Source organism: Sporofaciens sp. SGI.106 (assembly GCF_050314255.1).
In the GTDB taxonomy this organism is placed as follows: domain Bacteria; phylum Bacillota; class Clostridia; order Lachnospirales; family Lachnospiraceae; genus Claveliimonas.
Genome location: NZ_JBNPMZ010000006.1, coordinates 105030 through 129979 on the forward strand (window position 1 = coordinate 105030; position 24950 = coordinate 129979).

Annotated in this window: 26 protein-coding genes; 25 read left to right on the top strand and 1 reads right to left on the bottom strand. The window is 45.3% G+C overall.

Features of this window, described 5'->3' with window-relative positions; all coding sequences use genetic code 11:
* Window positions 1-6: 6 nt before the first annotated feature.
* The 8 genes from infB (at window position 7) to ACQRCC_RS06655 (ending at window position 10720) form a co-directional block, all read left to right on the top strand.
* A complete protein-coding gene (gene infB, locus ACQRCC_RS06620; RefSeq protein ID WP_427850026.1) occupies window positions 7-2889 on the top strand; it encodes a translation initiation factor IF-2 in 2883 nt (960 codons plus the stop codon).
* 40 nt (window positions 2890-2929) lie between these two features.
* Window positions 2930-3301, top strand: coding sequence for a 30S ribosome-binding factor RbfA (gene rbfA, locus ACQRCC_RS06625; protein ID WP_427850027.1), 372 nt, complete (start codon window positions 2930-2932; stop codon window positions 3299-3301).
* A 1-nt stretch (window position 3302) separates the two neighbouring features.
* Entirely contained in the window at window positions 3303-4244 is a 942-nt protein-coding gene (locus tag ACQRCC_RS06630; protein WP_427850028.1) for a DHH family phosphoesterase, read from the top strand.
* Window positions 4241-5137, top strand: a complete 897-nt coding sequence (truB, locus tag ACQRCC_RS06635; protein WP_427850029.1) for a tRNA pseudouridine(55) synthase TruB — start codon at window positions 4241-4243, stop codon at window positions 5135-5137. Before ACQRCC_RS06630 ends, truB begins: the two co-directional genes overlap by 4 nt.
* Before the next feature lie 9 nt (window positions 5138-5146).
* Window positions 5147-6067 carry a bifunctional riboflavin kinase/FAD synthetase gene (locus ACQRCC_RS06640; RefSeq protein WP_427850030.1) on the top strand — a complete coding sequence of 307 codons (921 nt, stop codon included), beginning with the start codon at window positions 5147-5149 and terminating at the stop codon, window positions 6065-6067.
* Window positions 6068-6085: 18 nt separating this feature from the next.
* On the top strand, window positions 6086-7732 hold the full coding sequence (locus tag ACQRCC_RS06645; protein WP_427850031.1) for a Na/Pi cotransporter family protein: 1647 nt from the start codon (window positions 6086-6088) through the stop codon (window positions 7730-7732).
* 127 nt (window positions 7733-7859) lie between these two features.
* On the top strand, window positions 7860-8126 hold the full coding sequence (gene rpsO / locus ACQRCC_RS06650) for a 30S ribosomal protein S15 (RefSeq protein WP_427850032.1): 267 nt from the start codon (window positions 7860-7862) through the stop codon (window positions 8124-8126).
* A 506-nt stretch (window positions 8127-8632) separates the two neighbouring features.
* Complete coding sequence (locus tag ACQRCC_RS06655) at window positions 8633-10720, top strand: polyribonucleotide nucleotidyltransferase (RefSeq protein ID WP_427850033.1); 2088 nt, start codon at window positions 8633-8635, stop codon at window positions 10718-10720.
* Window positions 10721-10822: 102 nt separating this feature from the next.
* Here ACQRCC_RS06655 and ACQRCC_RS06660 read toward each other — a convergent pair whose 3' ends face one another.
* The gene (locus ACQRCC_RS06660; protein ID WP_427850034.1) at window positions 10823-11155 is read right to left on the bottom strand and encodes a hypothetical protein; all 333 of its coding nucleotides are present in this window, start codon (window positions 11153-11155) and stop codon (window positions 10823-10825) included.
* Window positions 11156-11351: 196 nt separating this feature from the next.
* Here ACQRCC_RS06660 and spoIIIAA point away from each other — a divergent pair, with 196 nt between their 5' ends.
* The 17 genes from spoIIIAA to ACQRCC_RS06745 all read left to right on the top strand — a co-directional run bounded on the left by spoIIIAA (window position 11352) and on the right by ACQRCC_RS06745 (window position 24947).
* Entirely contained in the window at window positions 11352-12275 is a 924-nt protein-coding gene (gene spoIIIAA / locus ACQRCC_RS06665; protein ID WP_427850035.1) for a stage III sporulation protein AA, read from the top strand.
* A 5-nt stretch (window positions 12276-12280) separates the two neighbouring features.
* Window positions 12281-12796: a stage III sporulation protein AB gene (locus ACQRCC_RS06670; protein WP_427850073.1), complete on the top strand. Its 516-nt coding sequence runs from the start codon at window positions 12281-12283 to the stop codon at window positions 12794-12796.
* Window positions 12797-12805: 9 nt separating this feature from the next.
* Complete coding sequence (gene spoIIIAC, locus ACQRCC_RS06675) at window positions 12806-13000, top strand: stage III sporulation protein AC (RefSeq protein WP_427850036.1); 195 nt, start codon at window positions 12806-12808, stop codon at window positions 12998-13000.
* A gap of 31 nt (window positions 13001-13031) precedes the next feature.
* Entirely contained in the window at window positions 13032-13412 is a 381-nt protein-coding gene (locus ACQRCC_RS06680; protein ID WP_427850037.1) for a SpoIIIAC/SpoIIIAD family protein, read from the top strand.
* On the top strand, window positions 13409-14587 hold the full coding sequence (locus tag ACQRCC_RS06685; RefSeq protein ID WP_427850038.1) for a stage III sporulation protein AE: 1179 nt from the start codon (window positions 13409-13411) through the stop codon (window positions 14585-14587). The genes ACQRCC_RS06680 and ACQRCC_RS06685 overlap by 4 nt, the downstream gene beginning before the upstream one ends.
* A gap of 25 nt (window positions 14588-14612) precedes the next feature.
* Window positions 14613-14951 carry a stage III sporulation protein AF gene (locus tag ACQRCC_RS06690; protein WP_427850039.1) on the top strand — a complete coding sequence of 113 codons (339 nt, stop codon included), beginning with the start codon at window positions 14613-14615 and terminating at the stop codon, window positions 14949-14951.
* Between the two features lie 55 nt (window positions 14952-15006).
* Entirely contained in the window at window positions 15007-15591 is a 585-nt protein-coding gene (locus ACQRCC_RS06695) for a stage III sporulation protein AG (protein WP_427850040.1), read from the top strand.
* A 23-nt stretch (window positions 15592-15614) separates the two neighbouring features.
* Window positions 15615-16244: a SpoIIIAH-like family protein gene (locus tag ACQRCC_RS06700; protein WP_427850041.1), complete on the top strand. Its 630-nt coding sequence runs from the start codon at window positions 15615-15617 to the stop codon at window positions 16242-16244.
* 138 nt (window positions 16245-16382) lie between these two features.
* Entirely contained in the window at window positions 16383-17987 is a 1605-nt protein-coding gene (locus ACQRCC_RS06705) for a peptide chain release factor 3 (protein WP_427850042.1), read from the top strand.
* A gap of 106 nt (window positions 17988-18093) precedes the next feature.
* A complete protein-coding gene (locus ACQRCC_RS06710) occupies window positions 18094-18477 on the top strand; it encodes an Asp23/Gls24 family envelope stress response protein (RefSeq protein WP_427850043.1) in 384 nt (127 codons plus the stop codon).
* Window positions 18478-18876, top strand: coding sequence for a transcription antitermination factor NusB (nusB, locus tag ACQRCC_RS06715; RefSeq protein ID WP_427850044.1), 399 nt, complete (start codon window positions 18478-18480; stop codon window positions 18874-18876).
* A 15-nt stretch (window positions 18877-18891) separates the two neighbouring features.
* Window positions 18892-20112, top strand: a complete 1221-nt coding sequence (gene xseA / locus ACQRCC_RS06720) for an exodeoxyribonuclease VII large subunit (protein WP_427850045.1) — start codon at window positions 18892-18894, stop codon at window positions 20110-20112.
* A gap of 59 nt (window positions 20113-20171) precedes the next feature.
* Window positions 20172-20411: an exodeoxyribonuclease VII small subunit gene (gene xseB / locus ACQRCC_RS06725; RefSeq protein ID WP_427850046.1), complete on the top strand. Its 240-nt coding sequence runs from the start codon at window positions 20172-20174 to the stop codon at window positions 20409-20411.
* Between the two features lie 27 nt (window positions 20412-20438).
* Window positions 20439-21356, top strand: coding sequence for a polyprenyl synthetase family protein (locus ACQRCC_RS06730; RefSeq protein WP_427850074.1), 918 nt, complete (start codon window positions 20439-20441; stop codon window positions 21354-21356).
* Between the two features lie 14 nt (window positions 21357-21370).
* Window positions 21371-23239, top strand: a complete 1869-nt coding sequence (gene dxs / locus ACQRCC_RS06735) for a 1-deoxy-D-xylulose-5-phosphate synthase (protein ID WP_427850075.1) — start codon at window positions 21371-21373, stop codon at window positions 23237-23239.
* A gap of 42 nt (window positions 23240-23281) precedes the next feature.
* Window positions 23282-24091 carry a TlyA family RNA methyltransferase gene (locus tag ACQRCC_RS06740; protein ID WP_427850047.1) on the top strand — a complete coding sequence of 270 codons (810 nt, stop codon included), beginning with the start codon at window positions 23282-23284 and terminating at the stop codon, window positions 24089-24091.
* Window positions 24092-24116: 25 nt separating this feature from the next.
* Window positions 24117-24947, top strand: a complete 831-nt coding sequence (locus tag ACQRCC_RS06745) for an NAD(+)/NADH kinase (protein ID WP_427850048.1) — start codon at window positions 24117-24119, stop codon at window positions 24945-24947.
* The last annotated feature ends 3 nt before the right edge of the window (window positions 24948-24950 follow it).

The following is a 24950-nucleotide window of genomic DNA, read 5'->3' on the forward strand; positions in this document are numbered from 1 at the left end:
AGTTATATGTCAAAAATGAAAATTTATGAGCTTGCCAAAGAGCTGAACAAGAGCAGCAAGGAGCTGGTGGAATTCCTTGCTGCCAGGAATATAGAAGTAAAGAGTCATATGAGTTCTATTGAGGAGGACGCAGTAACAATGGTGAAAAAAGCGTTTGGTGGTCATACGGATACAGCTAAAGTTACGGAAGATGATGTGAAAGATACTGTAAAGGATGCTTCGAAAAAAGAGGAGGCACCTAAGAAAAAGAATATCGTTCATGTATTCCGTCCGCAGAATTCCAGAGACGGAGCAAAGGCTGGCAATCGACAGAATGGTCGTCCGGGTCAGCGTCCGGCAGGAACAAGACCGGCAGGAGAACGTCCGGCAGGAGCAAGAGCGGCGGGAGAACGTCCGGCAGGGGCAAGACCGGTAGGAGAACGCCCGGCAGGGGCAAGACCGGCGGGAGAACGTCCGGCAGGAGCAAGAGCGGCGGGAGAACGTCCGGCAGGAGCAAGAGCGGCGGGAGAACGTCCGGCAGGAGCAAGACCAGTGGGAGAACGTCCGGCAGGAGCAAGAACAGTGGGAGAACGTCCGGCAGGAACAAGACCGGCAGAGGAACAGGGAACACGTCCGGTAAGGAATGCAGAGCAGTCTCAGGAGAATCGTCCATCCAGACCGCAGGGAGACAGAAACCAGAGTGACAGACCGCAGGGAGATAGAAATCAGGGTGGACGCTTTGGAAGAAACCAGGGCGACAGAAATCAGAGTGACAGACCGCAGGGAGATAGAAACCAGGGCGGACGCTTTGGAAGAAACCAGGGCGACAGAAATCAGAGCGACAGACCGCAGGGAGATAGAAACCAGGGCGGACGTTTTGGAAGAGGCCAGGGTGACAGAAACCAGAATGACAGAGGCCAGGGCGGATACAGAGATGAACACCGCGAGAGACAGAATAAGAAAAATCAGGGAATTCCGGCACCGGCACTGGAGGGACAGAAACCTCAGCGTGCAAAGGGCAAAGGTAAGGATGAGTATAAGAAGAAAGACTACCGCGGTGACGATGACGATAGAATGACAAAAGGTAAGAAACAGAAAAACGAGCCTAAACAGCAGCTTCAGAAACCGCAGCCGAAGGAGCAGAAGCAGGAAGAGCAGATCAAATCCATTGTAATTCCGGAGGTCCTGACCATTAAGGATCTGGCTGACAAGATGAAGATCGTTCCTTCTGTAATTGTTAAGAAATTATTCCTTCAGGGTAAGATCGTAACAGTCAATCAGGAGATTGATTACGAGACAGCAGAGGAAATCGCACTGGAGTTTGATGTACTCTGTGAGAAGGAAGAGGTAGTGGATGTAATCGAAGAGCTTCTGAAAGAGGATGAAGAGGACGAAAAGAAGATGAAGAAGCGTCCGCCGGTTGTCTGCGTAATGGGTCACGTTGACCATGGTAAGACATCTCTTCTGGATGCGATCCGCAATACCAATGTAATCGACCGTGAGGCCGGTGGTATTACACAGCATATCGGTGCTTCTGTAGTGGAAGTGAATGGTGAGAAGATTACCTTCCTGGATACACCGGGACATGAAGCCTTTACAGCTATGCGTATGCGTGGAGCAAGCTCTACAGATATTGCAATTCTGGTCGTTGCTGCAGATGACGGTGTTATGCCGCAGACTGTGGAAGCAATCAACCATGCAAAAGCTGCAGGAATCGATATCGTTGTTGCAATTAATAAAATAGATAAACCAAGTGCCAATATTGAACGTGTAAAACAGGAACTGACCGAGTATGAGCTGATTCCGGAAGACTGGGGTGGAAGCACTATTTTCGTTCCTGTATCTGCTAAGACGGGAGAAGGTCTTCAGGAACTGATGGAAATGCTTCTTCTGACTGCAGAGATGGCAGAATTAAAGGCAAATCCGAACCGCCGTGCAAGAGGTCTTGTAATTGAGGCTGAGCTGGACAAAGGAAAAGGTTCTGTGGCAACCGTACTTGTACAGAAGGGTACCCTTCGTGTGGGAGATGCAATTGCAGCAGGTTCCGCATATGGTAAGGTAAGAGCCATGATGGATGACAAGGGAAGACGTGTGAAGGAAGCAGGTCCGTCCATGCCGGTTGAGATCCTTGGTCTGAATGATGTTCCGAATGCCGGAGAAGTATTCATGGGATGCAAAAATGATAAAGAAGCAAGAAATATTGCAGAAACCTTCATTTCTCAGAGTAAAGTGAAACTTCTGGACGATACGAAATCCAAGCTGTCTCTGGATGATCTGTTCAACCAGATTCAGGAAGGTAACTTAAAAGAACTGGGAATCGTTGTGAAAGCAGACGTTCAGGGATCCGTAGAAGCAATCAAACAGAGTCTTCTGAAGCTGTCCAACGATGAAGTGGTTGTTAAGATTATTCATGGCGGTGTTGGTGCTATCAATGAGTCTGACGTCAGCCTGGCATCTGCATCAAATGCGATTATCATCGGATTCAATGTCCGTCCGGATGCAACTGCCAAGGAGACCGCAGAGCGCGAGGGTGTAGATATCCGTCTTTACAGAGTTATTTACAATGCCATCGAGGACGTAGAGGCAGCTATGAAGGGTATGCTGGATCCTGTATTCGAGGAAAAAGTACTGGGCCATGCAGAAGTTCGTCAGACCTTCAAGGCTTCCGGAGTAGGTACGATTGCAGGTTCCTACGTGCTGGACGGAACCTTCGAGAGAGACTGCAAGACACGTATTGTGCGTGATGGTATCGTAATTTACGATGGAAAATTAGCTTCTCTGAAACGTTTTAAGGATGACGTGAAGGAAGTCCGGGCAGGATATGAATGTGGTTTTGTATTTGAAAACTTCAATGATATCAAAGAAGGAGACCAGGTAGAGGCATATAAGATGGTAGAAATACCAAGATAATCTGTGAAATGTCTCATTTCCTGGCAGAAGGGAAAAGAAATTGAGAAAGAACAGTATTAAAAATACAAGAGTAAATACAGAGGTACAGCGGGAACTTGCAGGCATCCTGAGAGATGGAATCAAGGACCCGCGTGTAGCGACCTGGACATCGGTTGTTGCTGTAGAGGTGGCGCCGGATCTTAAGACATGTAAGGCATATATCAGTGTGCTGGGGGATGAACAGGCTCAGAAGGATACAGTAGCAGGACTCAAAAGTGCGGAAGGATATATCCGCCGTGAGCTGGCACACCGTCTGAATATGCGCAATACACCGGAGATTCGCTTTGTGCTGGATCAGTCTATCGAATACGGTGTAAATATGTCGAAAAAAATTGATGATGTGACAAAAGATATAAAAACAGAAGGTGAATAAAATGCTGGATCGTTTACTGAAACAGGCTTCTTCCGTTGCCATAGGCGGACACATCCGCCCGGATGGTGACTGTGTGGGATCCTGTATGGGATTATATCAGTATATCAGGGACAATTATAAAGATATTGAGACGGACGTGTATCTGGAAGAGATTCCCAACTCCTATCGGTTCATTAAGGCGACTGAGGATATCCGTCACGAGATTCCGGAGGGGAAAATATATGATCTTTTCATTTGTCTGGACTGCGGAGATGCACAGAGACTGGGATTTTCCGGTGAATTGTTTGAAATAGCAAAACACACATTGTGTGTAGACCATCACGTTACGAATGGATCTTTTGCGGAAGAAAACTATGTGGAACCGGATGCAAGTTCTACTTCAGAGCTGATTTACAATCTGATTCCGCAGGAGAAGATTACGAAGGAGATTGCTGAGTCATTATTCATGGGAATTGCACACGATACGGGAGTATTTCAGTATTCCTGTACCTCACCGTCCACCTTCCGTGCAGCTGCAGTGCTGCAGGAGAAGGGCATAGACGTTGAGAAGCTTGTAAATAAGACATTTTATGAGAAGACCTATCATCAGAATCAGGTTTTGGGTCGGGCACTTCTGGAAAGTATCCTCTTTTTGGATGGAAAATGTATTGCGTCAGCTATTTCCATGAAGGATATGGAATTTTATCAGGTTAAGCCAAAACATCTGGATGGAATCGTGAGCCAGCTTAAGATGACAAAAGGCGTGGAAGTTGCTATCTTTATGTATGAACTGGAGCCTGGAGTATACAAGGTATCCCTGCGTTCTGTCAATCAGGTTGACGTGGGAAAGGTAGCTCAGTATTTTGGCGGCGGCGGACACAGGAAGGCCGCAGGATGTACGATGCCGGGTACCGTTCATGATGTGCTGAACAATCTGACCAGACAGCTGGAGCTTCAGCTATGATGCATGGAATTATAAACGTATACAAAGAAAAAGGATTTACCTCCCATGATGTGGTGGCAAAACTCCGGGGTATTGCAGGACAGCGTAAAATCGGTCATACCGGAACGCTGGATCCGGATGCGGAGGGCGTTCTTCCCGTCTGTCTGGGCAGGGCGACCAAGGTCTGTGATTTGCTGACGGAGAAAGACAAAACTTATGAGGCAGTTCTTCTTCTGGGAGTTACTACTGACACCCAGGATATTTCCGGAGAAATTCTGGAAAGCAGGGATACCGCCGGAATAGAAGAGCCAGAAGTACAGAAGGCAATTATGAGTTTTGTGGGAGAATATGAGCAGATTCCCCCTATGTACTCAGCACTTAAAGTGAATGGGAAGAAGCTCTATGAGCTGGCCCGGGAAGGGAAGACCGTAGAGCGAAAACCGAGAAAAGTATCTATCCATTCTATCCGTATTCTGGAGATGGAACTTCCGCGGATCCGAATGGAGATATCCTGCTCCAAGGGGACATATATCAGAACTTTGTGTCAGGATATTGGGGAAAAGCTTGGCTGCGGCGGATGCATGGAGAAGCTTCTCCGCACCAGAGTCAGCAGTTTTTCCCTTGAGAACAGCATAAAGCTGTCAGAAATTCAGAAGCTTAAGGATCAGAACCGGCTGGAAGAGATTCTGATTCCGGTAGATGAAGTATTTGCTCATTACAGGAAGATCAGGGTGGGCAAAGAGCAGGAGGCACTTTTGCACAACGGGAATATGTTTTATATCCGGGATCCCGAGATAAAGCCGAAAGATCAGGAGCAATTCCGGGTATATGACTGTCAGGATCAGTTCGTGGCCATATACCGTTATGATGAAGCAAAAAAGCGTTTCCAAATTGTGAAAATGTTTTTCAACTGAGGAAGAAATATGCAGTATATAAGAGGAATTGAAGCGTATAACGGTACAGGAAAAAGTGCAGTTACGCTTGGAAAATTCGATGGACTGCACAGAGGACATGAAAAATTGGTAGAACAGGTAATAAGACTTGGCACAGAGCATGACGTGAACAGCGTAGTGTGTTCCTTTGACATGCTTCCTCTCTTTGAACGCCTGCACAGACCGGGAAGGGTTCTGATGACAAAGGCGGAGAGAAAGAGACGCCTGGAAAATCGGGTAGATTATCTGGTGGATTGCCCGTTTACTGAACAGATTGAACAGATGGAGGCAGAGGATTTCATCAGGAGTGTGCTATCTGAGATTTTTCATGCAGCCTTTGTGGTTGTTGGTGCGGATTTTCGATTCGGACATGGAAAAAGAGGCGATATTCATATGCTGGCAGAGTATGCAAATGAGTATGGATATGAGCTGATTGTAATAGAAAAAGAAAAGTATGGGGATCGCGTCATTAGCAGTACTTTTGTGAAAGAAGCCCTTGCAGAAGGAAATATGGCACTGGTGACGGAGCTGTTAGGCTATCCCTATACGATTATGGGAAAGGTAGAGCATGGGAAACAGCTTGGCAGAACGCTGGGCTTTCCAACCCTGAATGTGCCCCCGGAGTCCTGTAAGCTTCTTCCACCTAATGGGGTTTATATGAACCGTATTCTGGTGGATGGAACATGGTATCCCGCTATCGGGAACGTGGGAATCAAACCTACGGTGACTGAAAGCGGAAAGATGCTGATTGAAAGCTTTTTGTTTGGATTCGATGGAGATGCTTACGGGAAAAATGTGGTGATCGAACTGTATGATTTTCGGAGACCTGAGAAAAAATTTGCAGATATAGAGGAAATGAAACGGTGTATTGATCAGGATATTGCTTACGGAAAAACCTATTTTGGGCAGTAAAGTTAAAGGAGAATACAAATGAGTATGTCAATCATTTTTATGCTGGCAGGGGGACTTGGTCTGTTTTTGTTCGGCATGAAATTAATGAGTGAGGGACTGGAGAAGGCAGCCGGAGCCAGAATGCGAGGAATTCTCGAGTTCTTTACAAAAAATCGATTTATCGGCATGTTGGTTGGTATATTATTTACCGCGGTAGTTCAATCTTCGAGTGCGACAACGGTTATGGTAGTCAGCTTTGTTAACTCGGGACTTATGAACCTGCTGCAGGCATCGGGTGTAATCCTTGGTGCAAATATCGGAACCACTGTGACCGGTCAGTTGATTGCTTTTGATTTGTCTGAAATTGCACCTTTATTTGTCATCACGGGTGTAGTGATGCTGATGTTCTGCAAAAAACAGAGTATCAAAAAAGCCGGTGAGATTGTACTGGGATTCGGTATTTTATTTATGGGGCTCAGTATCATGGGAGATTCTATGAGCACTCTCAGAGAATCCCCGTATATTGTAGAACTTCTGAAATCCCTGAAAAATCCGTTGCTAGCCATTCTGGTAGGATTTGCAATTACGGCTGTACTGCAGAGTTCATCTGCTACAGTTGGTATCGTAATTCTGATGGCATCACAGGGGCTTTTGAATTTCATCATTTGTCCGTTCCTGATTCTGGGATGTAATATTGGTTCCTGTGTATCCGCACTTCTGGCAAGCTTAAGCGGAAAAAAGGACGCAAAGCGTGCTGCCTTTATACATTTTCTGTTTAATGTAATCGGTTCGGTTATTATTTATATTGTGCTGATGTTTACACTGGAACCGTTTGCAGATATGATGCTTCGTGTTACAGGAGGCAATGTGGCCCGTGCAGTAGCCAATACACATACATTGATTAAAATCTGTGAAGTTATTCTTCTCTTCCCGTTCATGGGCTGGGTGGTAAAAGCTACCTATAAAATTGTACCGGGGACTGATAAAGATGCGGATGCATATGAGCTTCAGTTCATAGGAAAAGGTTCGCTGCGGTCGCCTACAACCGCAACGGTTGATGTAATCCACGAGATAGTGCATATGGGCAGGCTTGCCATTGATAATCTGAAGACAGGTATGGAGGCACTATGCACACTGAATGAAGAGAAGATAGATAAAGTATATGAGGTAGAAAAATATATTGATTTTCTGAACTGTGAGATCACCAATTATCTGGTAAAGGCCAATGAGATGGAACTGCCTTTCGCGGATGCGGAACTTCTTGGCGGTTTATTCCATGTGGTAAATGATATCGAGCGTATCGGAGATCACGCGGAGAATTTCGCGGATTCTGCAAAAATGCGTATCGAAGATAATGTGGAGATGAGCGAGAAGAGCCAGAGTCAGCTGGAAGATATGATGAATATGGTAGTGACGATTCTGGAATACTCTCTGGATATGTTTTCCAACCGTAATCAGGAGCACATGAAAGAAATCCTGCAGCTAGAGGATGAGATAGATGAGAAAGAGAAAAAGCTGCAGCGCTCCCATGTAAAACGACTGACAAAGAATAAATGTACGCCGGAAGCAGGAATGATATTCTCTGATACAGTGTCCGGTCTGGAACGTGTGGCAGACCATGCCACCAATATAGCATTTGCTATTCTGGAGCCGGAAGAAATAGAAGATGAGGATGAGGAAGAATAGGGCTTTACAAGTAAATTGCTTTATGCTATACTTCTTCCTTGGGAACAACCGGTGTTCGGTAACTGGAGGACTCCAACCGTTACTTAATACCGGCAGTGTTTATTAAGAATTCAGGAGGAAAAGAAAAATGATTACAAAAGCTCAGAAAGAACAGATTGTTGCAGAATATGGAAGATGCCCTGGAGACACAGGATCTCCGGAAGTACAGGTTGCAATTCTTACAGCAAGAATCAACGATTTAACAGATCACTTCAAAGCAAATCCGAAGGATCATCACTCAAGAAGAGGACTTCTTAAAATGGTAGGTCAGAGACGTGGACTTCTGGCATATCTGAAAGAAAAAGACATCGAGAGATATCGTACACTTATCGAAAAACTCGGATTAAGAAAGTAAGCGCATAGCAACGAACGCAAATATGAAAGGAAGTCTTTGCTGACTGTTTACAGGCAGGCAAAGACTTCCTTTCATATTTATGTGAGTGCAACGGATACCGAGAAAGCTATGCTTTCGAGGTAAGCGTGCGTTGCTATGCGCTTACTTTCGGTGAGAGGGAGTGCAACGGATACCGAGAAAGCTATGCTTTCGAGGTAAGCGTACGTTGCTATGCGCTTACTTTCGGTGAGAGGGAGTGCAACGGATACCGAGAAAGCAGTGCTTTCGAGGTAAGCGTACGTTGCTATGCGCTTACTTTCGGTGAGAGGGAGTGCAACGGATACCGAGAAAGCAGTGCTTTCGATAAAAAAACAGTAGCATATTTATGGCGGCTATGATATAATATTTGAGATTGCGAGCAGGATGATTCACCCGAGACCACTGAAATGCGTATTTGTATCAAAATGCATATTTCAGTAGTTTCGGCGAATTCCTGCATCCTCTGAAAAAATGAAAAGGAGAACACTATGTACAAGAAATATGAAATGGAATTAGCCGGCAGAACACTTCGTGTTGATGTTGACAGAGTGGCAAAGCAGGCAAACGGTGCAGTTCTGATGCACTATGGAGATACAACAGTTTTATGTACAGCTACCGCTTCTGATAAGCCGAGAGAAGGAATCGATTTCTTCCCGCTAAGTGTAGAGTACAATGAGAGATTATATGCAGTAGGTAAGATCCCGGGAGGCTTTAACAAGAGAGAAGGAAAAGCATCTGAGAATGCAATCCTGACAGACCGTGTTATTGACAGGCCGATGAGACCTCTCTTCCCGAAGGATTACAGAAATGATGTAACACTGGAGAACCTGGTGCTTTCTGTTGATCAGGACTGTTCACCGGAACTTACAGCAATGCTTGGTTCAGCAATTGCAACCTGCATTTCTGATATTCCGTTTGACGGACCGATTTCCACAACCCAGGTAGGAATGGTTGACGGAGAATTTGTATTCAACCCTACAGCAGCTCAGAAAGAGTTTTCTGACCTTGCCCTTACGGTTGCGTCTACAAAGGAAAAGGTTATCATGATCGAGGCCGGAGCAAATGAAGTTCCGGAAGATCGTATGATCGAGGCCATTTTTGCTGCCCATGAACTGAATCAGAAGGTAATCGAATTTATTGAAACAATTGTAGCCGAGTGCGGTAAGCCAAAACATGAATATGTAAGCTTTGCAGTTCCGGAAGAGTTATTTGCAGCAATTCAGGAAATTGTTACTCCGGAGGAGATGGAAGCAGCAGTATTTACAGATGAGAAGCTGGTTCGCGAAGAAAATATCCGCCGGATTACAGAAAAACTGGAGGAAGCATTTGCTGACAATGAGGAATGGCTTGCAAAATTAGGGGAAGCCGTATATCAGTATCAGAAGAAGACTGTCCGTAAAATGATTCTGAAGGATCACAAACGTCCGGATGGAAGAGCCATCGACCAGATTCGTCCTCTGGCTGCAGAGATTGATCTGATTCCGAGAGTTCACGGTTCTGCCATGTTTACACGTGGACAGACTCAGATCTGTACCATTGCAACACTGGCTCCTCTTGCTGAGGCACAGCGTATCGATGGACTGGATGAGTCTGAGACTTCCAAGAGATATATGCACCACTATAACTTCCCGTCATACTCTGTTGGTGAGACAAGACCGTCCAGAGGACCGGGACGTCGTGAGATCGGACATGGAGCACTGGCTGAGAGAGCGCTGGTTCCGGTACTTCCGAGCGAGGCCGAGTTCCCGTATGCGATCCGTACTGTATCTGAGACATTTGAATCCAACGGTTCTACTTCTCAGGCAAGTGTATGTGCATCCTCTATGTCACTGATGGCTGCAGGCGTACCGATCAAGGCAGCTGTTGCAGGAATCTCTGCAGGTCTGGTAACAGGTGATACGGATGACGATTATCTGGTACTGACAGATATTCAGGGACTGGAAGACTTCTTTGGAGATATGGACTTTAAGGTGGCTGGTACTCATAAGGGTATTACAGCAATTCAGATGGATATTAAGATTCACGGTCTTACAAGAGCCATCGTTGAAGAGGCAATTGCCGCTACAAAGAAGGCAAGAACCTACATTCTGGATGAGGTTATGGCAAAAGCAATCGCAGAGCCAAGACCGGAGGTTGGTCCGTATGCACCAAAGATTATTCAGATGCAGATAGATCCTCAGAAGATTGGTGATGTAGTTGGACAGCGTGGAAAGACCATTAATGCGATCATTGATGAGACCGGTGTCAAGATTGATATTACGGACGATGGAGCAGTATCCATTTGTGGTGTTGAGGCTGAAAGCATGGAACGTGCCAGAAAGCTGATTCAGACAATCGTGACAGACTTTGAAGCTGGTATGGTTTTGGAAGGAAAGGTTGTCAGCATCAAAGAGTTTGGAGCATTTGTGGAATTTGCACCGGGAAAAGAAGGAATGGTTCACATTTCCAAGATTTCCAAAGAAAGAATCAAACAGGTTGAGGATGTACTCACTCTGGGAGATGTTGTCAAGGTGGTTTGCCTTGGTAAGGATAAGATGGGACGCCTGTCATTTAGCATGAAGGACGTTGCAGAATAGAAATAGAATAAAAAAAGATAAGGCATCATTCACGATTGTGGGTGGTGCCTTTTTGATCCTGAAATTTTAAATTATGGAAATAAAATGAAATATAAACAATCTCTACAGTTTCGTGAGACAATTAATTGGAACAGGTAAAGTTCCGGCAGCTCGCTCACCGGTATCATCCATCACAACCCAAAGGCCTGCAACAATATAACTATAGCTCTGTTCTGAACGTGTAGTTCCATATCCGTCGACGGTACCGTTGCCTTCGTACTCGCTTAAGTCTGAATGACTTGGATGGAGGCTTACGTGAACACGGGTACCAATTGGAAACTCATCCATGGCAATTTTTAATGCAGCCCGGATGCGTATGGTCTCCTTCGCCTCGTCTGTGCCACCTGTAGCATTGTCCAGAATTGAATCAGAAATGGGTGTAAAATCGTTAGACATAATAGTACTCCTTTCATAAGTGCATTTATCTTTTCTTTATAATGACATATTATCCTTTAAAAGTAAATATGTACGGGAAGAAAATGTCACATGTAATTTGAAAAAAATGAATTTTCTTTATGGGTAAAAGAAAAAGGCTTCTCATTGCATATTTCTTTCTACCGAACATATACATGCTTTAAAGAGGTGGACAAAGATGGAAAAAGAAAGAATTCTAAACGTGCTTCCGGGCACAATCCGGATGATTCTGAGAAGGGAACATCTGAAGTATGAGTATTTACAGGAGATAAAGCTGAGGATCGGTCAGCCGCTGATACTTGTTTATAAGGGTGAGGAGCTGGTGCCGGGCGGAATCCGGGACAAACCGCATATCGTAACAGCAGAAGAAGTCCGGGAAACGCTTGATTATGTGAGCGGATACTCGCTGTATGCTTTTGAACAGGAGATGAGGCAGGGATTTATAACAATTGAGGGAGGCCATCGGGTCGGTGTGACCGGGCAGGCTATACTGGAAGAGGGAAAGGTGAGAAATATCAAGTATATTTCCTCTATTAATATTCGTATGGCTCATGAGGTACCGGGATGTGCGGATAAGGTATTTCCATACATTACATATAACCGGCAGCTTGCGCATACCATGATTATCTCACCGCCGGGATGTGGCAAGACCACACTGCTTCGGGATATTGTGAGGCAGGTGTCAGATGGAAATGAATGGGTTCGCGGCATGACGGTGGGTGTTGTGGATGAACGGTCAGAAATTGGCGGCAGCTATATGGGTATTGCGCAAAACCATCTGGGAGTTCGGACGGATGTGCTGGATGGATGTCCGAAGGCAGAGGGGATGATCATGCTGATTCGTTCCATGGGACCACAGGTTATCGCGGTGGATGAAATCGGCATGGAATCGGATGTGCATGCGATTGAATATGCGATGCACTGCGGATGTAAGATGCTGGTGACAGCGCATGGAAGTTCGATAGAAGAGATTGCAAAGAAACCGGAGCTTGCCAGAATGATAGAGGCACAGGCATTTGAGAGGTATATTGTTCTGGAAAATAAAGAACAGGTGGGACAGGTGTCCGCCATATACGATGGAAGTGGAAAGCAGATTGCGTGACAGATATGAAGGTGGCAGGCAGTCTTATCGTAATAACAGCGGCTTCCCTTCTGGGAGCAGTTGCGGCAAAGGATATGGATGCGCAATATGAGGAAATGAGGTATATCAGTCAGTTGCTTATGATGCTGCAGAGTGAGATCCGATATTCAAGATCCTTCCTATCGGAAGCATTTTTACAATTGTCGAAGACGGCACGACCGCCTTACGATGCATGGCTGAGACAGATGTATCATCGGATGGAGAGGAAGAGCAGCGGAAGCTTTGAGACAGTGTGGAAAAAAACGATGGATGAATATCTGGGAAGCTTGAAACTTCCGGCAAGAATCCGGGAACGGATCAGCCTTCTGGGAAAATACCTGGGAGGAGCAGATATACAGTTGCAGATACAGCAGATACAGCTGGTTAATGAGGAGATACAGCAGGAAATGAAACTAATGTGGGAGGGACTGACTGCAAAGAAGAAGCTGTGCAGATGTCTTGGTGTAATGGGCGGAATCTTTCTGGCAGTGTTGTTGATATAGGAGGCATGGATGGGAGTAAATCTGATATTTAAAATTGCAGCAGTGGGAATTCTGGTGTCAGTTCTGGGACAGGTGCTGAAACACAGCGGCAGAGAGGAGCAGGCATTTCTTGCAAGCCTTGCCGGGCTGATTCTGGTCCTTTTCTGGATTGTTCCCTATATCTATGACCTGTTTGAATCGATCAGAGGATTGTTTTCTCTGTAGAAATATCTGAAAACGGGAGGGAGCGGTAGATGTGATACAGATCGGTATTCTCGGTATTGTGGGCGCACTTCTGGCAATCCAGTTTAAAAGTACGAAAGGAGAATACGGAATTTACATAGGAATTGCAGTCAGTCTGATGATCTTTTTCTCTATTCTTTCGCAGCTTAAGATATTTACGGATGCGGTGAGGCAGATTGGGCAGTATGTGAATCTGGATTCTTATTATATGGGAACCCTGCTTAAGATGCTGGGGATTACTTATGTGGCAGAATTTGCCTCTGCAATATGCAAAGATGCCGGACATCAGACGATTGGCATGCAGATTGAAATATTCGGGAAACTGGTGATTCTGGCTCTTGGTATTCCGGTGCTCCTGGCACTTCTGGAAACCATAAAGGAATTCCTGTCATGAGAAAGAGCGGAAATAAAAATCTGATTTTGGGAGTTGTGGTGTCTGGTCTGCTGGGAATGTGTATGAAGATGACAGTATGGGGGGCCGATACTCTTTCCCCAAATATAGAATCTTCCTACGGGATGGAATCAGAGACGATGGGAGAAATACTGGATTATGGAGAAGTAAATCAGGCTCTGGAGGAATTATTTCCGCAGGAAAAGATGGATTTCGGGGAGACGGTCGCATCTATTATAAAAGGAGATACGAAGATTTGTGCTGAACTGGTGAATCAGCTTGTGGCAGACCAGATCAGCTATGCATTTCGAGTGAATCGGGAGAACCTGACCCATCTTTTGGTACTGGCCGTCATCGGGGCTGTATTCCTGAATTTTTCCCAGGTATTAAAAAATCAGCAGATAGGGGAAATGGGATTCTATATCCTGTATATGCTTCTGATCGCTCTGTGTCTGAATGCATTCCAGGTATCGGTAGATTGGGTTGAGGAAGGTGTGGATCATCTTCTTACCTTTATGAAGGCACTCTGTCCTGTCTATTTTATGGCAGTGACTATTGCCAGAGGGAGTGTTACTTCAGCGGCTTTCTACAGTCTGGCATTGCTTTTTATCACTGTGACAGAGACAGTCATATTAAAATTCCTGCTTCCCCTGATTCATATCTATATTGTGGTACGTTTTTTGAATTGTCTGTCAAAGGAGGATTATCTGTCAAAAATGGCAGAACTGTTAGAATTGGCAGCTTCCTGGACTATGAAAACGCTTCTGGCCTGTGTGGTAGGACTCAACATTGTGCAGGGGCTGATCGCTCCTGCGATTGATGCGGTAAAGAGAAGCGCGGTAACGAGAAGTGCAGAAGCAATACCCGGAGTAGGGGATGCCCTTGGCGGAACGGCAGAGGTCGTTCTGGGAACAGCGGTTCTGATCAAGAATGGAATCGGAATGGCCGGAGCAGTGGTATGTCTGAGTATTTGTCTGGTGCCTCTTATCCAGGTGGCGGTTATGACTCTTCTTTATAAGCTCGCGGCGGCTTTTGTTCAGCCGGTTTCCGATAAACGGATGGTAGAAGGGATCGCCGGAATGGGGGATGGATGCCAGCTTCTGATGCGGCTGATCTTTACGGTCTGTGTACTGTTTTTGCTTACGATTGCAATCGTGGCAGCCACTACAGGAAGTTAGATTTTGGACGTATCGGGAGGGAAGGATGCTGGATTATTTTTATGAGTGGATGAAAAATATTGCCTGCTATATGGTACTGATTACTGCGTTTATGCATGTGATTCCGAATGAGGGATACCGGAAATATATCCGGATGTTTACCGGTCTTGTGCTGGTTCTTCTTCTGTTAACACCGGTTTTTCGTCTTTTTGACGCGGGAAGTGAAATTCTTCATTTGTATGAAAGTGGTGCGTATGAGGAAAAACTGGAAGAAATCAGAGAAGCGACGGATGTTATGGAAGATTATGAACCAGATAGCACAATGGCTTCAGAGGAAGGAGAGAAGCCGGGAGAAATCTATATTTCTCCAATACGGATTCACTGATTCCGCCGCAAATACGCCTTGGTGTATTTAAACGGAAATAGAAAGGGGGCGCGCCATGCTGGCAGATCAGTTAAAAAAAAGAATCCCTTCAGAAATTTTGAAAAAAGACCGGCTGGTGATCCTGCTGCTCTGTGGAGTATTACTTTTGATCATTGCTCTTCCTGTGAATACGGGAAACCAAAATAATACAGATGAGATGGCAGAGAAGAGTGCCGAAGCCGTAGATTCTTACAGTTATGCCCGTTATCTGGAGCAACATCTGGAGGAAATCCTGTCCCAGGTAAAAGGTGCCGGGGAGGTACGTGTGATGATTACGCTGACAGATTCCGGGGAGAGGATTGTTGAGAAGGATACGGAGAGTACAACAGAAACAGTGAAAGAAGAGGACAGTCAGGGTGGGAGTCGGACTACCATGAACGACAGCAGGTCGGAAACATCGGTTTATAATTCCGGGAGCGGGGAAAGCCTGTCTTCGGGAGGAGAACCCTATGTTACAAAGGAGAAGACTCCGGTTGTGGGAGGAATCATTGTCATTGCGGATGGGGGAGACAATGGGGTTGTGGTTCAGAACATAACGGAGGCCATTCAGGCATTATTTGATGTAGACACGCATAAAATTAAGGTAATGAAGCGCAGTTAAAATAAAAGTCAGGAGGAAAAAGAGTGAAACGTAAAATTCGTAAAAATCAGGTCATTATTGCAGCGCTTGCCGTAATGATTGCGGCGGCAGGATATCTGAACTATTCCGGGCGGATATTCGGCGGTAAGGATGATGCGGCTCAGACTGCAAATGAGCTTGCTAATCAGGAACTTCTGGATATTTCGGATGAAGAGCTTGATGCTTCCGGTGAGATCGCAAGTCAGGACAGTGAGGCGACTGACGGAACGGTAGAGGGTACACCGGGAGAAGCGGTTCTTACAAGCGCTGAAGCGGATTCTGTTGTTGCTGAAGCGAAGGTTACCAGAGAACAGGTACGTGCCAAAAATAAAGAAATGCTGATGGAAATTATTGATAATGAAAATCTCAGCGATGAGCAGAAGCAGGATGCGGTGGCCCAGATGGTTGCAATGACGGATCTGGCAGAAAAAGAGGCGGCTGCGGAAACTATGATGGCATCTAAGGGATTCAGTGAGGCGGTAGTCAGTCTCACGGCAGACAGTGCAGATGTAGTGGTCCGAGCATCGGAGCTCAGTGACGCCAACCGGGCTCAGATCGAGGACATTATTACGCGAAAGACCGGAATTGCTCCGGAAAATATCGTGATCACACCTATTTATGTGGAGGGAAAGTGACACAGACAAAAAAAGACAGGATTTTAAAGAACAGTTTTGCATAACTGTTCTTTTTTTGGTATACTAAATACGTTATGTCGAAATACGCATGAAATTGAAAAGAAAAGAGTGAGTCTTGAATATGAGGAGATTGAAATTATGTCAGAGCTTACAAAAGAGATAAAAGAACAGATTCAGAAAAGGAGAACATTTGCGATTATATCCCATCCGGATGCCGGAAAGACAACCCTGACGGAGAAATTTCTTCTGTACGGAGGTGCCATTAATCAGGCGGGAAGTGTAAAGGGAAAAGCTACTGCAAAGCATGCTGTGTCCGACTGGATGGAGATTGAGAAAGAAAGAGGTATTTCCGTTACATCTTCCGTACTTCAGTTCAATTACGGAGGATACTGTATTAATATTCTGGATACCCCGGGACATCAGGATTTCTCTGAGGATACTTACCGTACTCTGATGGCTGCGGATTCCGCGGTTATGGTCATTGATGCATCCAAGGGAGTGGAGGCGCAGACAAGAAAGCTTTTTAAAGTATGTACCATGCGCCATATTCCGATTTTTACATTTATTAATAAAATGGATCGTGAGGCGATGGATACATTTGAACTTCTGGACGATATTGAAAGCGAGCTTGGAATTGCTACCTGTCCGGTAAACTGGCCCATCGGTTCCGGTAAGCGGTTCAAGGGTGTGTACGATCGCGCCCACAGAGAAGTAGAGCTGTTCTCCGATACCAAAAAGGGAACGACACAGGGACAGGTACGGAAAATCAGTATTGATGATCCGGAGGCTGCACAGTATATTGATGAGGATCAGATGGAGCAGCTTCTGGAGGAAATTGAGCTTCAGGATGGAGCGGGCGCTGAGTTTGATCAGGAACTGGTAAGCAAAGGAGAATTGTCTCCGGTATTTTTCGGTTCAGCGCTGACCAACTTTGGTGTGGAGACTTTCCTTCAGCATTTCCTTAAGATGACTACATCACCGCTTCCGCGAAAGTCTGACCAGGGTGAGATTGATCCGATGGAAGAAGAGGATTTCTCAGCGTTTGTATTTAAGATCCAGGCAAATATGAATAAGGCACACAGAGACAGGATTGCATTTATGCGTATCTGTTCCGGGGCTTTCGAGGCAGGGATGGAAGTGATGCATATTCAGGGGGGCAAGAAGGTGAGATTATCACAACCTCAGCAGATGATGGCGAGTGAGCGTAAGATGATCGAACGTGCCTATGGCGGTGATATTATCGGTGTGTTTGATCCGGGTATTTTCTCCATTGGGGATACTTTGACGACTTCTGCTAAAAAATATGTGTATGAGGGAATCCCTACCTTTGCACCGGAGCATTTTGCAAGGGTGCGCCAGGTGGACACCATGAAGCGAAAGCAGTTCATCAAAGGAATCAATCAGATTGCCCAGGAGGGCGCGATCCAGATTTTCCAGGAATATAATACCGGTATGGAGGAGATTATTGTCGGTGTTGTTGGTGTGCTTCAGTTTGATGTGCTGAAATACAGACTGGAAAATGAATATAATGTGGAAATCCGCATGGACAGCCTGCCTTATGAATATATACGCTGGATAGAAAATGATGATGTGGATCTTGACAGGCTTTCCGGAACATCTGACATGAAGAAAATTAAGGATCTGAAAGACCGGCCGCTGCTTCTGTTTGTGAACGAATGGAGCATTCGTATGACATTAGAACGGAATAAAGGTCTGGTGCTGTCAGAATTTGGGCGTTCCTAAAGTTATGGTTTGCAATTATGTATAAATTTGATATAATATTCAAAGAAACAAAAATGGCAGGAAATATGTGCCGTATTTGGAATTAAGAAAAGTGAGGTAGGACGTTATGGGAAAAGAAGAAAGAAATACCTATACAATAAAAGAAGATGAGAATCTTGGCGAGGTTAAGATTGCAGACGAAGTGGTTGCCATTATCGCGGGTCTTGCAGCTACGGAGGTAGATGGAGTTTCTTCTATGTCCGGCAATACTACAAGAGAGATCATCGGAAAGCTTGGAATGAAGACGTTGTCCAAGGGTGTGAAGGTTGATGTGCTGGAAGGTGTAGTTACCGTTTCCCTCAAGCTGAATCTGAAATATGGATACAGCATTGTAGATGTTTCCAACAAGGTACAGGAGAAGGTAAAATCTGCGATTGAAAATATGACAGGGCTTACCGTTGCAGATGTTAATATCCGCATTGCAGGTGTGGATGTGCCGGAGGAAGAATAAGTGAAGAGATCAGAACAGCGTGAACACATTTTTAAAATGGTGTTTGAAATAGAATTCAACACTCCGGAGGAGATGAAGGAGCAAAAGAGTCTGTATTTTGAGCAGAATGGGATTACAGAGGACAATGACAGGGAATATATCGGAGACAAAGCGGATGCAGTGGCTTCAAAGGCTAAGGAGATTGATGATCTACTGAATGAAAACGTGACCGGTTGGAAGACGGGGCGTATGAACAAGGTAGATCTCTCTATTCTCAGACTTGCGATATACGAGATGAAATGGGATGACGATGTGCCGGTTTCTGTTGCAATTAATGAGGCGGTAGAGCTTGCAAAGCGGTTCGGCGGTGAAGAAAGTCCGGCTTTTGTCAATGGAATCCTGGCAAAATTTGCGGAATAATCAGGAGAGCATGATATGGCAAATGTATATACAGTAAAACAGGTAAATATGTATATTAAAAACATGTTTGCCCAGGACTTTATGCTGAACCGTATCTATGTAAAAGGAGAAGTCTCGAACTGTAAGTACCATACATCGGGACATATATATTTTTCACTGAAGGATGAGTCCGGAACGATTGCCTGCGTGATGTTCGCCGGGCAGCGGGGAGGGCTCTCTTTTCGTATGTGTGAGGGACAGCAGGTAATCGTATTTGGAGCGGTCAGCATATATGAGAGAAGCGGATCTTATCAGCTTTATGCGAAAGAGATACGGTTAGATGGAGAGGGCGTATTATATGAAAGATTCCAGGCACTGAAGCGGGAACTGGAAGAGATGGGGATGTTTGCCCCGGAATACAAAAAACCGATTCCGTCATTTGCGCGGACAGTAGGAGTTGTTACAGCACCTACGGGAGCGGCCGTCAGAGATATCATGAATATCAGCAGGCGCAGAAATCCATTTGTTCAGCTTATACTGTATCCGGCACAGGTACAGGGGGAGGGAGCCAAGGAAAGTATTATCCGTGGAATCCGGCTTCTGGAGCAGAAACAGGTGGATGTAATCATTGTAGGAAGAGGCGGAGGATCCATAGAAGATCTGTGGGCATTCAATGAAGAAGAGGTGGCGAGGGCTATTTTCAATTGTCAGGTTCCGGTCATATCTGCGGTGGGACATGAGACAGATACTACCATTTCCGATTATGTGGCAGACCTTCGGGCTCCCACACCTTCTGCTGCTGCCGAGCTGGCAGTCTGGGATTACCGTCTCTATGAGAATCAGATGTATGAGTACCGGATGAAGCTTGTAAGGCGGATGGAACAGCAGATATCCATGAGCCGCATGCGTCTGTCCCAGTATCAGACAAGATTTCGCTACCTGCATCCGGGTACAAAGCTGCGGGAGCAACGGCAGAGAATGATTGACATTCAGGAAGAGTTTCAGATGGTTATGGAACAGAAACTTCAGGCAGCGAGACATCGTCTGGCAATTCAGGTAGAGCGGATGAATGGACTTTCACCCCTCAGGAAACTGAATCAGGGATATGCCTATGTAGAGAAGCAGTGGGAGGATGAGAAAAAAACAGTTCGAAAGACGGATCAGGTACGGCAGGGAGACACGCTCTCCATTTATGTATCAGATGGTGTGATTCGTGCAGAGGTTACGGATACACAGAATTTGTCTTATGAGATGTGATAAGAGTTGGTTCTGAATATAAGATATTTCGTATGTGATAAGATAAAAGGGAGGTTCGCATGGCAGAAAAAATGCAGACAGAAGCGGAAGCTCAGACAGAGGAACATACATTGGAGCAGGTGTTTGAAGAACTGGAGGAGGTTCTTGCGAGGATGGAAGGAGAGACATCTCTGGAGGAATCATTTCAGCTTTACCATAAAGGAATGGATATGCTGAAGCTATGCAGTGAGAAAATCGATAAAGTAGAAAAACAGATGTTAGTATTGGATGAAGAAGGAGAGCCTCATGAATTTCTTTAAGGAAAGATGACAGAGGCAGTAAATGATATGGAAAAGCAGACAGATCAGAATGAAGCGGTTTACAGGGAACAGCGTGAAAATAAGGTGCTTGAGATTGAAGCAATCCTGGAAAAATATCTTCCTGCTAAGGAAGGATATCAGCAGATTATTATGGAAGCCATGGAATACAGCCTGATGGCAGGAGGAAAACGGCTGCGCCCGATGCTGATGAAGGAGACATTTACTCTGTTTGGCGGAGAGGGAGAAATCGTAGAACCTTTCATGGCGGCTATGGAGATGATTCATACTTATTCCCTGGTTCACGATGATCTTCCGGCAATGGATAACGATGAGTACCGCAGGGGAAGGAAGACTACCCATGTGGTATATGGAGAGGATATGGGGATTCTGGCAGGAGATGCGCTTTTAAATTACGCATTTGAAACTGCGTGCAGCGCATTTGCTCTTTATCCGGAGTCTTCTGAAAGAATTGGAAAAGCTATGGGTATTCTGGCAAAAAAGGCCGGAATTTACGGTATGATCGGTGGTCAGGTGGTAGATGTCAAAGAAACCGGACACCGGATTGGAAAAGATGTGCTTGATTTTATCTATGAATTGAAAACAGGAGCACTGATAGAATCCTCGATGATGATAGGAGCGGTACTTGCAGGAGCATCAGAGGAGGAAATCAGGATCGTGGAGCAGGTAGCTGCCAGGGTGGGACTGGCATTCCAGGTTCAGGACGATATTCTGGATGTTACCAGTACCAGTGAAGTGCTTGGCAAACCGATCCACAGTGATGAGAAGAATGAGAAGACTACGTATGTAACGCTCATGGGAATAGAAAAAGCAGGAGCAATCGTAGAAAAAGAGTCCGGAGAGGCAATTGAACTTCTTCACAGTCTTCCGGATGAAAACAGTTACCTGGAGTGGCTTCTTAAGGAGTTAATCCATCGGGAAAAATAAGGAGTCTGGCAATGATGTTGGAACGAATTCAAAAGGAAAATGATATAAAAGAACTGAATAGAGAGGAACTTCCGATACTGGCGGAAGAGATTCGGGAATTTCTGATCGAGAAGATCAGCCGTACCGGAGGACATCTGGCATCGAATCTGGGAGTGGTCGAACTTACCATGGCCATGCACAGAGTATTTACCCTTCCTCAGGATAAGATTATCTGGGATGTGGGACATCAGGCATATACCCATAAAATTCTGACCGGTCGTAAGGATGGATTTGATGATCTGCGTAAATACGGCGGAATGAGCGGATTTCCAAAGAGGGCTGAGAGTGATTGTGATGCTTTTGATACCGGTCACAGCTCTACTTCGATTTCGGCGGGGCTTGGATATGTCATGGCCCGGGATCTGAGAGGAGAGAATTATTCCGTAGTTTCTGTCATTGGAGATGGTTCCATGACGGGAGGTATGGCCTATGAGGCACTGAATAATGCAGCTTCAATTAAAAAGAATTTTATCATTGTTTTAAATGATAATGAGATGTCTATTTCCAGAAATGTAGGCGGTATGTCCCAATATCTGGATAAGCTTCGGACGGCAGATTTTTATACCGGACTGAAAAAGGGAATTACCAGTGCCCTGCATCGGATTCCGGTGGCCGGGGATTCTATGATTGATCATATACGAAAGACGAAGAGCAGTATTAAGCAACTGGTTGTTCCGGGTATGTTCTTTGAAGATATGGGGGTAACCTATCTGGGACCGATAGAGGGACATGATATAGACATGCTTTGTCAGGCTTTGCAGGAGGCTAAAAAGGTAGAAGGACCGGTGCTTCTTCACGTGCTGACGAAGAAAGGAAAAGGCTATGAACCGGCAGAGAAGGAGCCGGCTAAGTTTCATGGAACGGGTCCTTATGAAATAGCTACGGGAGAACCGGTGAGCAAATCGTCCAAAGACAGCTACACGAAGGTATTTTCCAAGGTTATGTGTGATATAGGTCAGAAGAATCCGAATGTAGTGGCAATTACAGCGGCCATGGCAGATGGAGCGGGACTGGCTGAATTTGGGAAGCGTTATCCAAAACGGTTCTTCGATGTGGGTATTGCAGAAGCCCATGCAGTGACCTTTGCAGCCGGATTGGCTGCCGGAGGAATGAAGCCTGTATTTGCGGTATATTCTTCTTTTCTTCAGAGAGGATTTGATCAGATTATCCATGATGTGAGCCTTCAGAAGCTTCCGGTAGTGTTTGCCATAGACCGTGCAGGCCTGGTAGGAAGCGACGGGGAGACCCATCAGGGAATCTTTGATCTCTCTTACCTTGGTGCAATACCGAATATGACGGTGATGTCACCGAAGAATCGCTGGGAATTTGCTGATATGATAAGGTTTGCAGTGGATTTTGATGCACCGATCGCACTCAGATATCCGAGAGGTTCTGCTTATGACGGGTTTGAGGAATACAGGGCACCGGTCATATATGGAAAAAGTGAGATGATTTTTGAGGAATCGGACATTGCAATCATCAGTGTGGGTCATATGTTTGAGGAAGCTGTGCATACCAGAGAACTACTGAAAAAAGAGGGATTTGCCTGTACACTGGTAAATGGAAGATTTGTAAAGCCGATAGATGAAGAGATGATTCGTAAACTGGCAAAGAACCACAAACTGATCGTAACCATTGAGGAAAATGTTCAGAATGGCGGATACGGGGAGAGAGTCTTGGAGTTTGTATCCAGAAATTCTCTGGATGTAACGGTGCTTACACTGGCGCTTCCGGATGATTATATTGAGCATGGAAGCGTGGATGTACTTCGAAGAGAAGTAAAACTGGATGCAGTATCGATGAAGAAACGCATAGCCGAAAAATATCGGATATTACCGGTATAAGAATGAAATCCGTAAAATGATAGATACAGGAGACGAAACAGCATGAAAGAGCGTTTGGATGTTCTGCTGGTGAAAAGAAATCTGGCAGAATCAAGGGAAAAAGCGAAGGCAATCATCATGTCCGGAAATGTATTCGTTGAAGGACAGCGGGAGGATAAAGCCGGAACCACATTTTCAGATGAAGTGCAGATTGAGATCAAAGGACACACCATGCCTTATGTAAGCAGGGGAGGATTGAAGCTTGAGAAAGCCATGAAGCATTTTGATGTGACGGTTAAGGATAAGGTCTGTACAGATGTGGGATCATCAACGGGCGGATTTACAGATTGTATGCTGCAAAATGGTGCGAAAAAAGTATTTGCCATTGATGTGGGCAGAGGACAGCTTGCGTGGAAGCTTCGTCAGGATGAACGGGTGGTCTGTATGGAGAAGACCAATATCCGTTATGTGACGCCGGAGGATCTGGGAGAACCGGTTGACTTTTCTTCTATTGATGTATCTTTTATCTCCTTGACTAAAGTGCTTCTGCCGATCCGGAATTACCTGTCTTCGGATGGTCAGATTGTGGCACTTATTAAACCACAGTTCGAGGCAGGACGCGAGAAGGTCGGCAAAAAAGGGGTGGTTCGTGAAAAGGGCACTCATGTAGAAGTAATTGAAAAAGTAAAAGAGTATGCCTGTTCTATCGGATTCAACGTATTGAATCTGGAATTTTCTCCGATCAGAGGACCGGAGGGTAATATTGAATATTTGATTCACCTGCAGAAGGTTCATGAAGCAGAAGGAAGAGTTACAGGTGATATCGATGTAAAACGTACGGTAGAGGAAGCGTTTGAAACACTGTCAAAATAATAATACAACAGATTGGGTAGAGAATATGGAACGATTTTGGATTGTAACGAATGATGGCAAGGATAAAGACCGGTCGATGACCGGCCGTGTGATTGGTCTTCTTGAACAGAGAGGAAAGGTATGTGTCCTCTGTCATAAAGATAAACAAAATAATATAATAAAAGATAAAATACCGGAAAATATTGACTGTGCTATTGTTATCGGAGGAGACGGAAGCCTCATCGAGGTGGCCAGAGTATTGCAGCCGGGTATCCCTATTCTGGGTGTGAATATGGGCACTCTCGGTTATTTAACAGAGGTAGAAGTGGATGATCTGGAAGAAGCAATGGAGCAGATCATCAACGAAGACTATACGACGGAAGAGCGGATGATGCTTCAGGGAACATTTGAAAACGGGAATACCAGTATTGCGCTGAACGATATTGTTCTTACCAGAAAAGGGCATCTTCGGATTCTGCATTTTAATCTGTATGTAAATGGTGAACTTCTGAATTCCTATGAGGCAGATGGTATGATTATATCCACACCAACAGGTTCGACTGCATATAATTTATCAGCCGGAGGACCTATCGTGGAGCCGACAGCATCCAGCATCGTGGTTACACCTATTTGTTCGCATTCATTAAATACAAGAAGTATTGTATTGTCTGCGGAGGACGAGATTATAATCGAGATTGGAAAGAGAAGGCATGATCAGGTGGAAGAGGTCTTTATTGCTTTTGACGGAGCAGATACTGTGGAAATGAAAACCGGGGAAAAAATAGCAATCTGTAAATCGGAGAAAAAGACAACCATGATGCATCTGAGCCGGGTCAGCTTTATGGAGCGTTTGCGCAGAAAGATGAAAGGAAATTAGCGG

Coding starts and splice junctions, on each gene's coding strand:
- infB (WP_427850026.1), top strand. CDS start 7: ATGTCAAAAATGAAAATTTATGAGCTTGCCAAAGAGCTGAACAAGAGC.
- ACQRCC_RS06630 (WP_427850028.1), top strand. CDS start 3,303: ATGCTGGATCGTTTACTGAAACAGGCTTCTTCCGTTGCCATAGGCGGA.
- truB (WP_427850029.1), top strand. CDS start 4,241: ATGATGCATGGAATTATAAACGTATACAAAGAAAAAGGATTTACCTCC.
- ACQRCC_RS06640 (WP_427850030.1), top strand. CDS start 5,147: ATGCAGTATATAAGAGGAATTGAAGCGTATAACGGTACAGGAAAAAGT.
- ACQRCC_RS06645 (WP_427850031.1), top strand. CDS start 6,086: ATGAGTATGTCAATCATTTTTATGCTGGCAGGGGGACTTGGTCTGTTT.
- rpsO (WP_427850032.1), top strand. CDS start 7,860: ATGATTACAAAAGCTCAGAAAGAACAGATTGTTGCAGAATATGGAAGA.
- ACQRCC_RS06655 (WP_427850033.1), top strand. CDS start 8,633: ATGTACAAGAAATATGAAATGGAATTAGCCGGCAGAACACTTCGTGTT.
- ACQRCC_RS06660 (WP_427850034.1), bottom strand. CDS start 11,155: ATGTCTAACGATTTTACACCCATTTCTGATTCAATTCTGGACAATGCT.
- spoIIIAA (WP_427850035.1), top strand. CDS start 11,352: ATGGAAAAAGAAAGAATTCTAAACGTGCTTCCGGGCACAATCCGGATG.
- ACQRCC_RS06670 (WP_427850073.1), top strand. CDS start 12,281: ATGAAGGTGGCAGGCAGTCTTATCGTAATAACAGCGGCTTCCCTTCTG.
- spoIIIAC (WP_427850036.1), top strand. CDS start 12,806: ATGGGAGTAAATCTGATATTTAAAATTGCAGCAGTGGGAATTCTGGTG.
- ACQRCC_RS06685 (WP_427850038.1), top strand. CDS start 13,409: ATGAGAAAGAGCGGAAATAAAAATCTGATTTTGGGAGTTGTGGTGTCT.
- ACQRCC_RS06690 (WP_427850039.1), top strand. CDS start 14,613: ATGCTGGATTATTTTTATGAGTGGATGAAAAATATTGCCTGCTATATG.
- ACQRCC_RS06695 (WP_427850040.1), top strand. CDS start 15,007: ATGCTGGCAGATCAGTTAAAAAAAAGAATCCCTTCAGAAATTTTGAAA.
- ACQRCC_RS06705 (WP_427850042.1), top strand. CDS start 16,383: ATGTCAGAGCTTACAAAAGAGATAAAAGAACAGATTCAGAAAAGGAGA.
- ACQRCC_RS06710 (WP_427850043.1), top strand. CDS start 18,094: ATGGGAAAAGAAGAAAGAAATACCTATACAATAAAAGAAGATGAGAAT.
- xseA (WP_427850045.1), top strand. CDS start 18,892: ATGGCAAATGTATATACAGTAAAACAGGTAAATATGTATATTAAAAAC.
- xseB (WP_427850046.1), top strand. CDS start 20,172: ATGGCAGAAAAAATGCAGACAGAAGCGGAAGCTCAGACAGAGGAACAT.
- ACQRCC_RS06730 (WP_427850074.1), top strand. CDS start 20,439: ATGGAAAAGCAGACAGATCAGAATGAAGCGGTTTACAGGGAACAGCGT.
- dxs (WP_427850075.1), top strand. CDS start 21,371: ATGTTGGAACGAATTCAAAAGGAAAATGATATAAAAGAACTGAATAGA.
- ACQRCC_RS06740 (WP_427850047.1), top strand. CDS start 23,282: ATGAAAGAGCGTTTGGATGTTCTGCTGGTGAAAAGAAATCTGGCAGAA.
- ACQRCC_RS06745 (WP_427850048.1), top strand. CDS start 24,117: ATGGAACGATTTTGGATTGTAACGAATGATGGCAAGGATAAAGACCGG.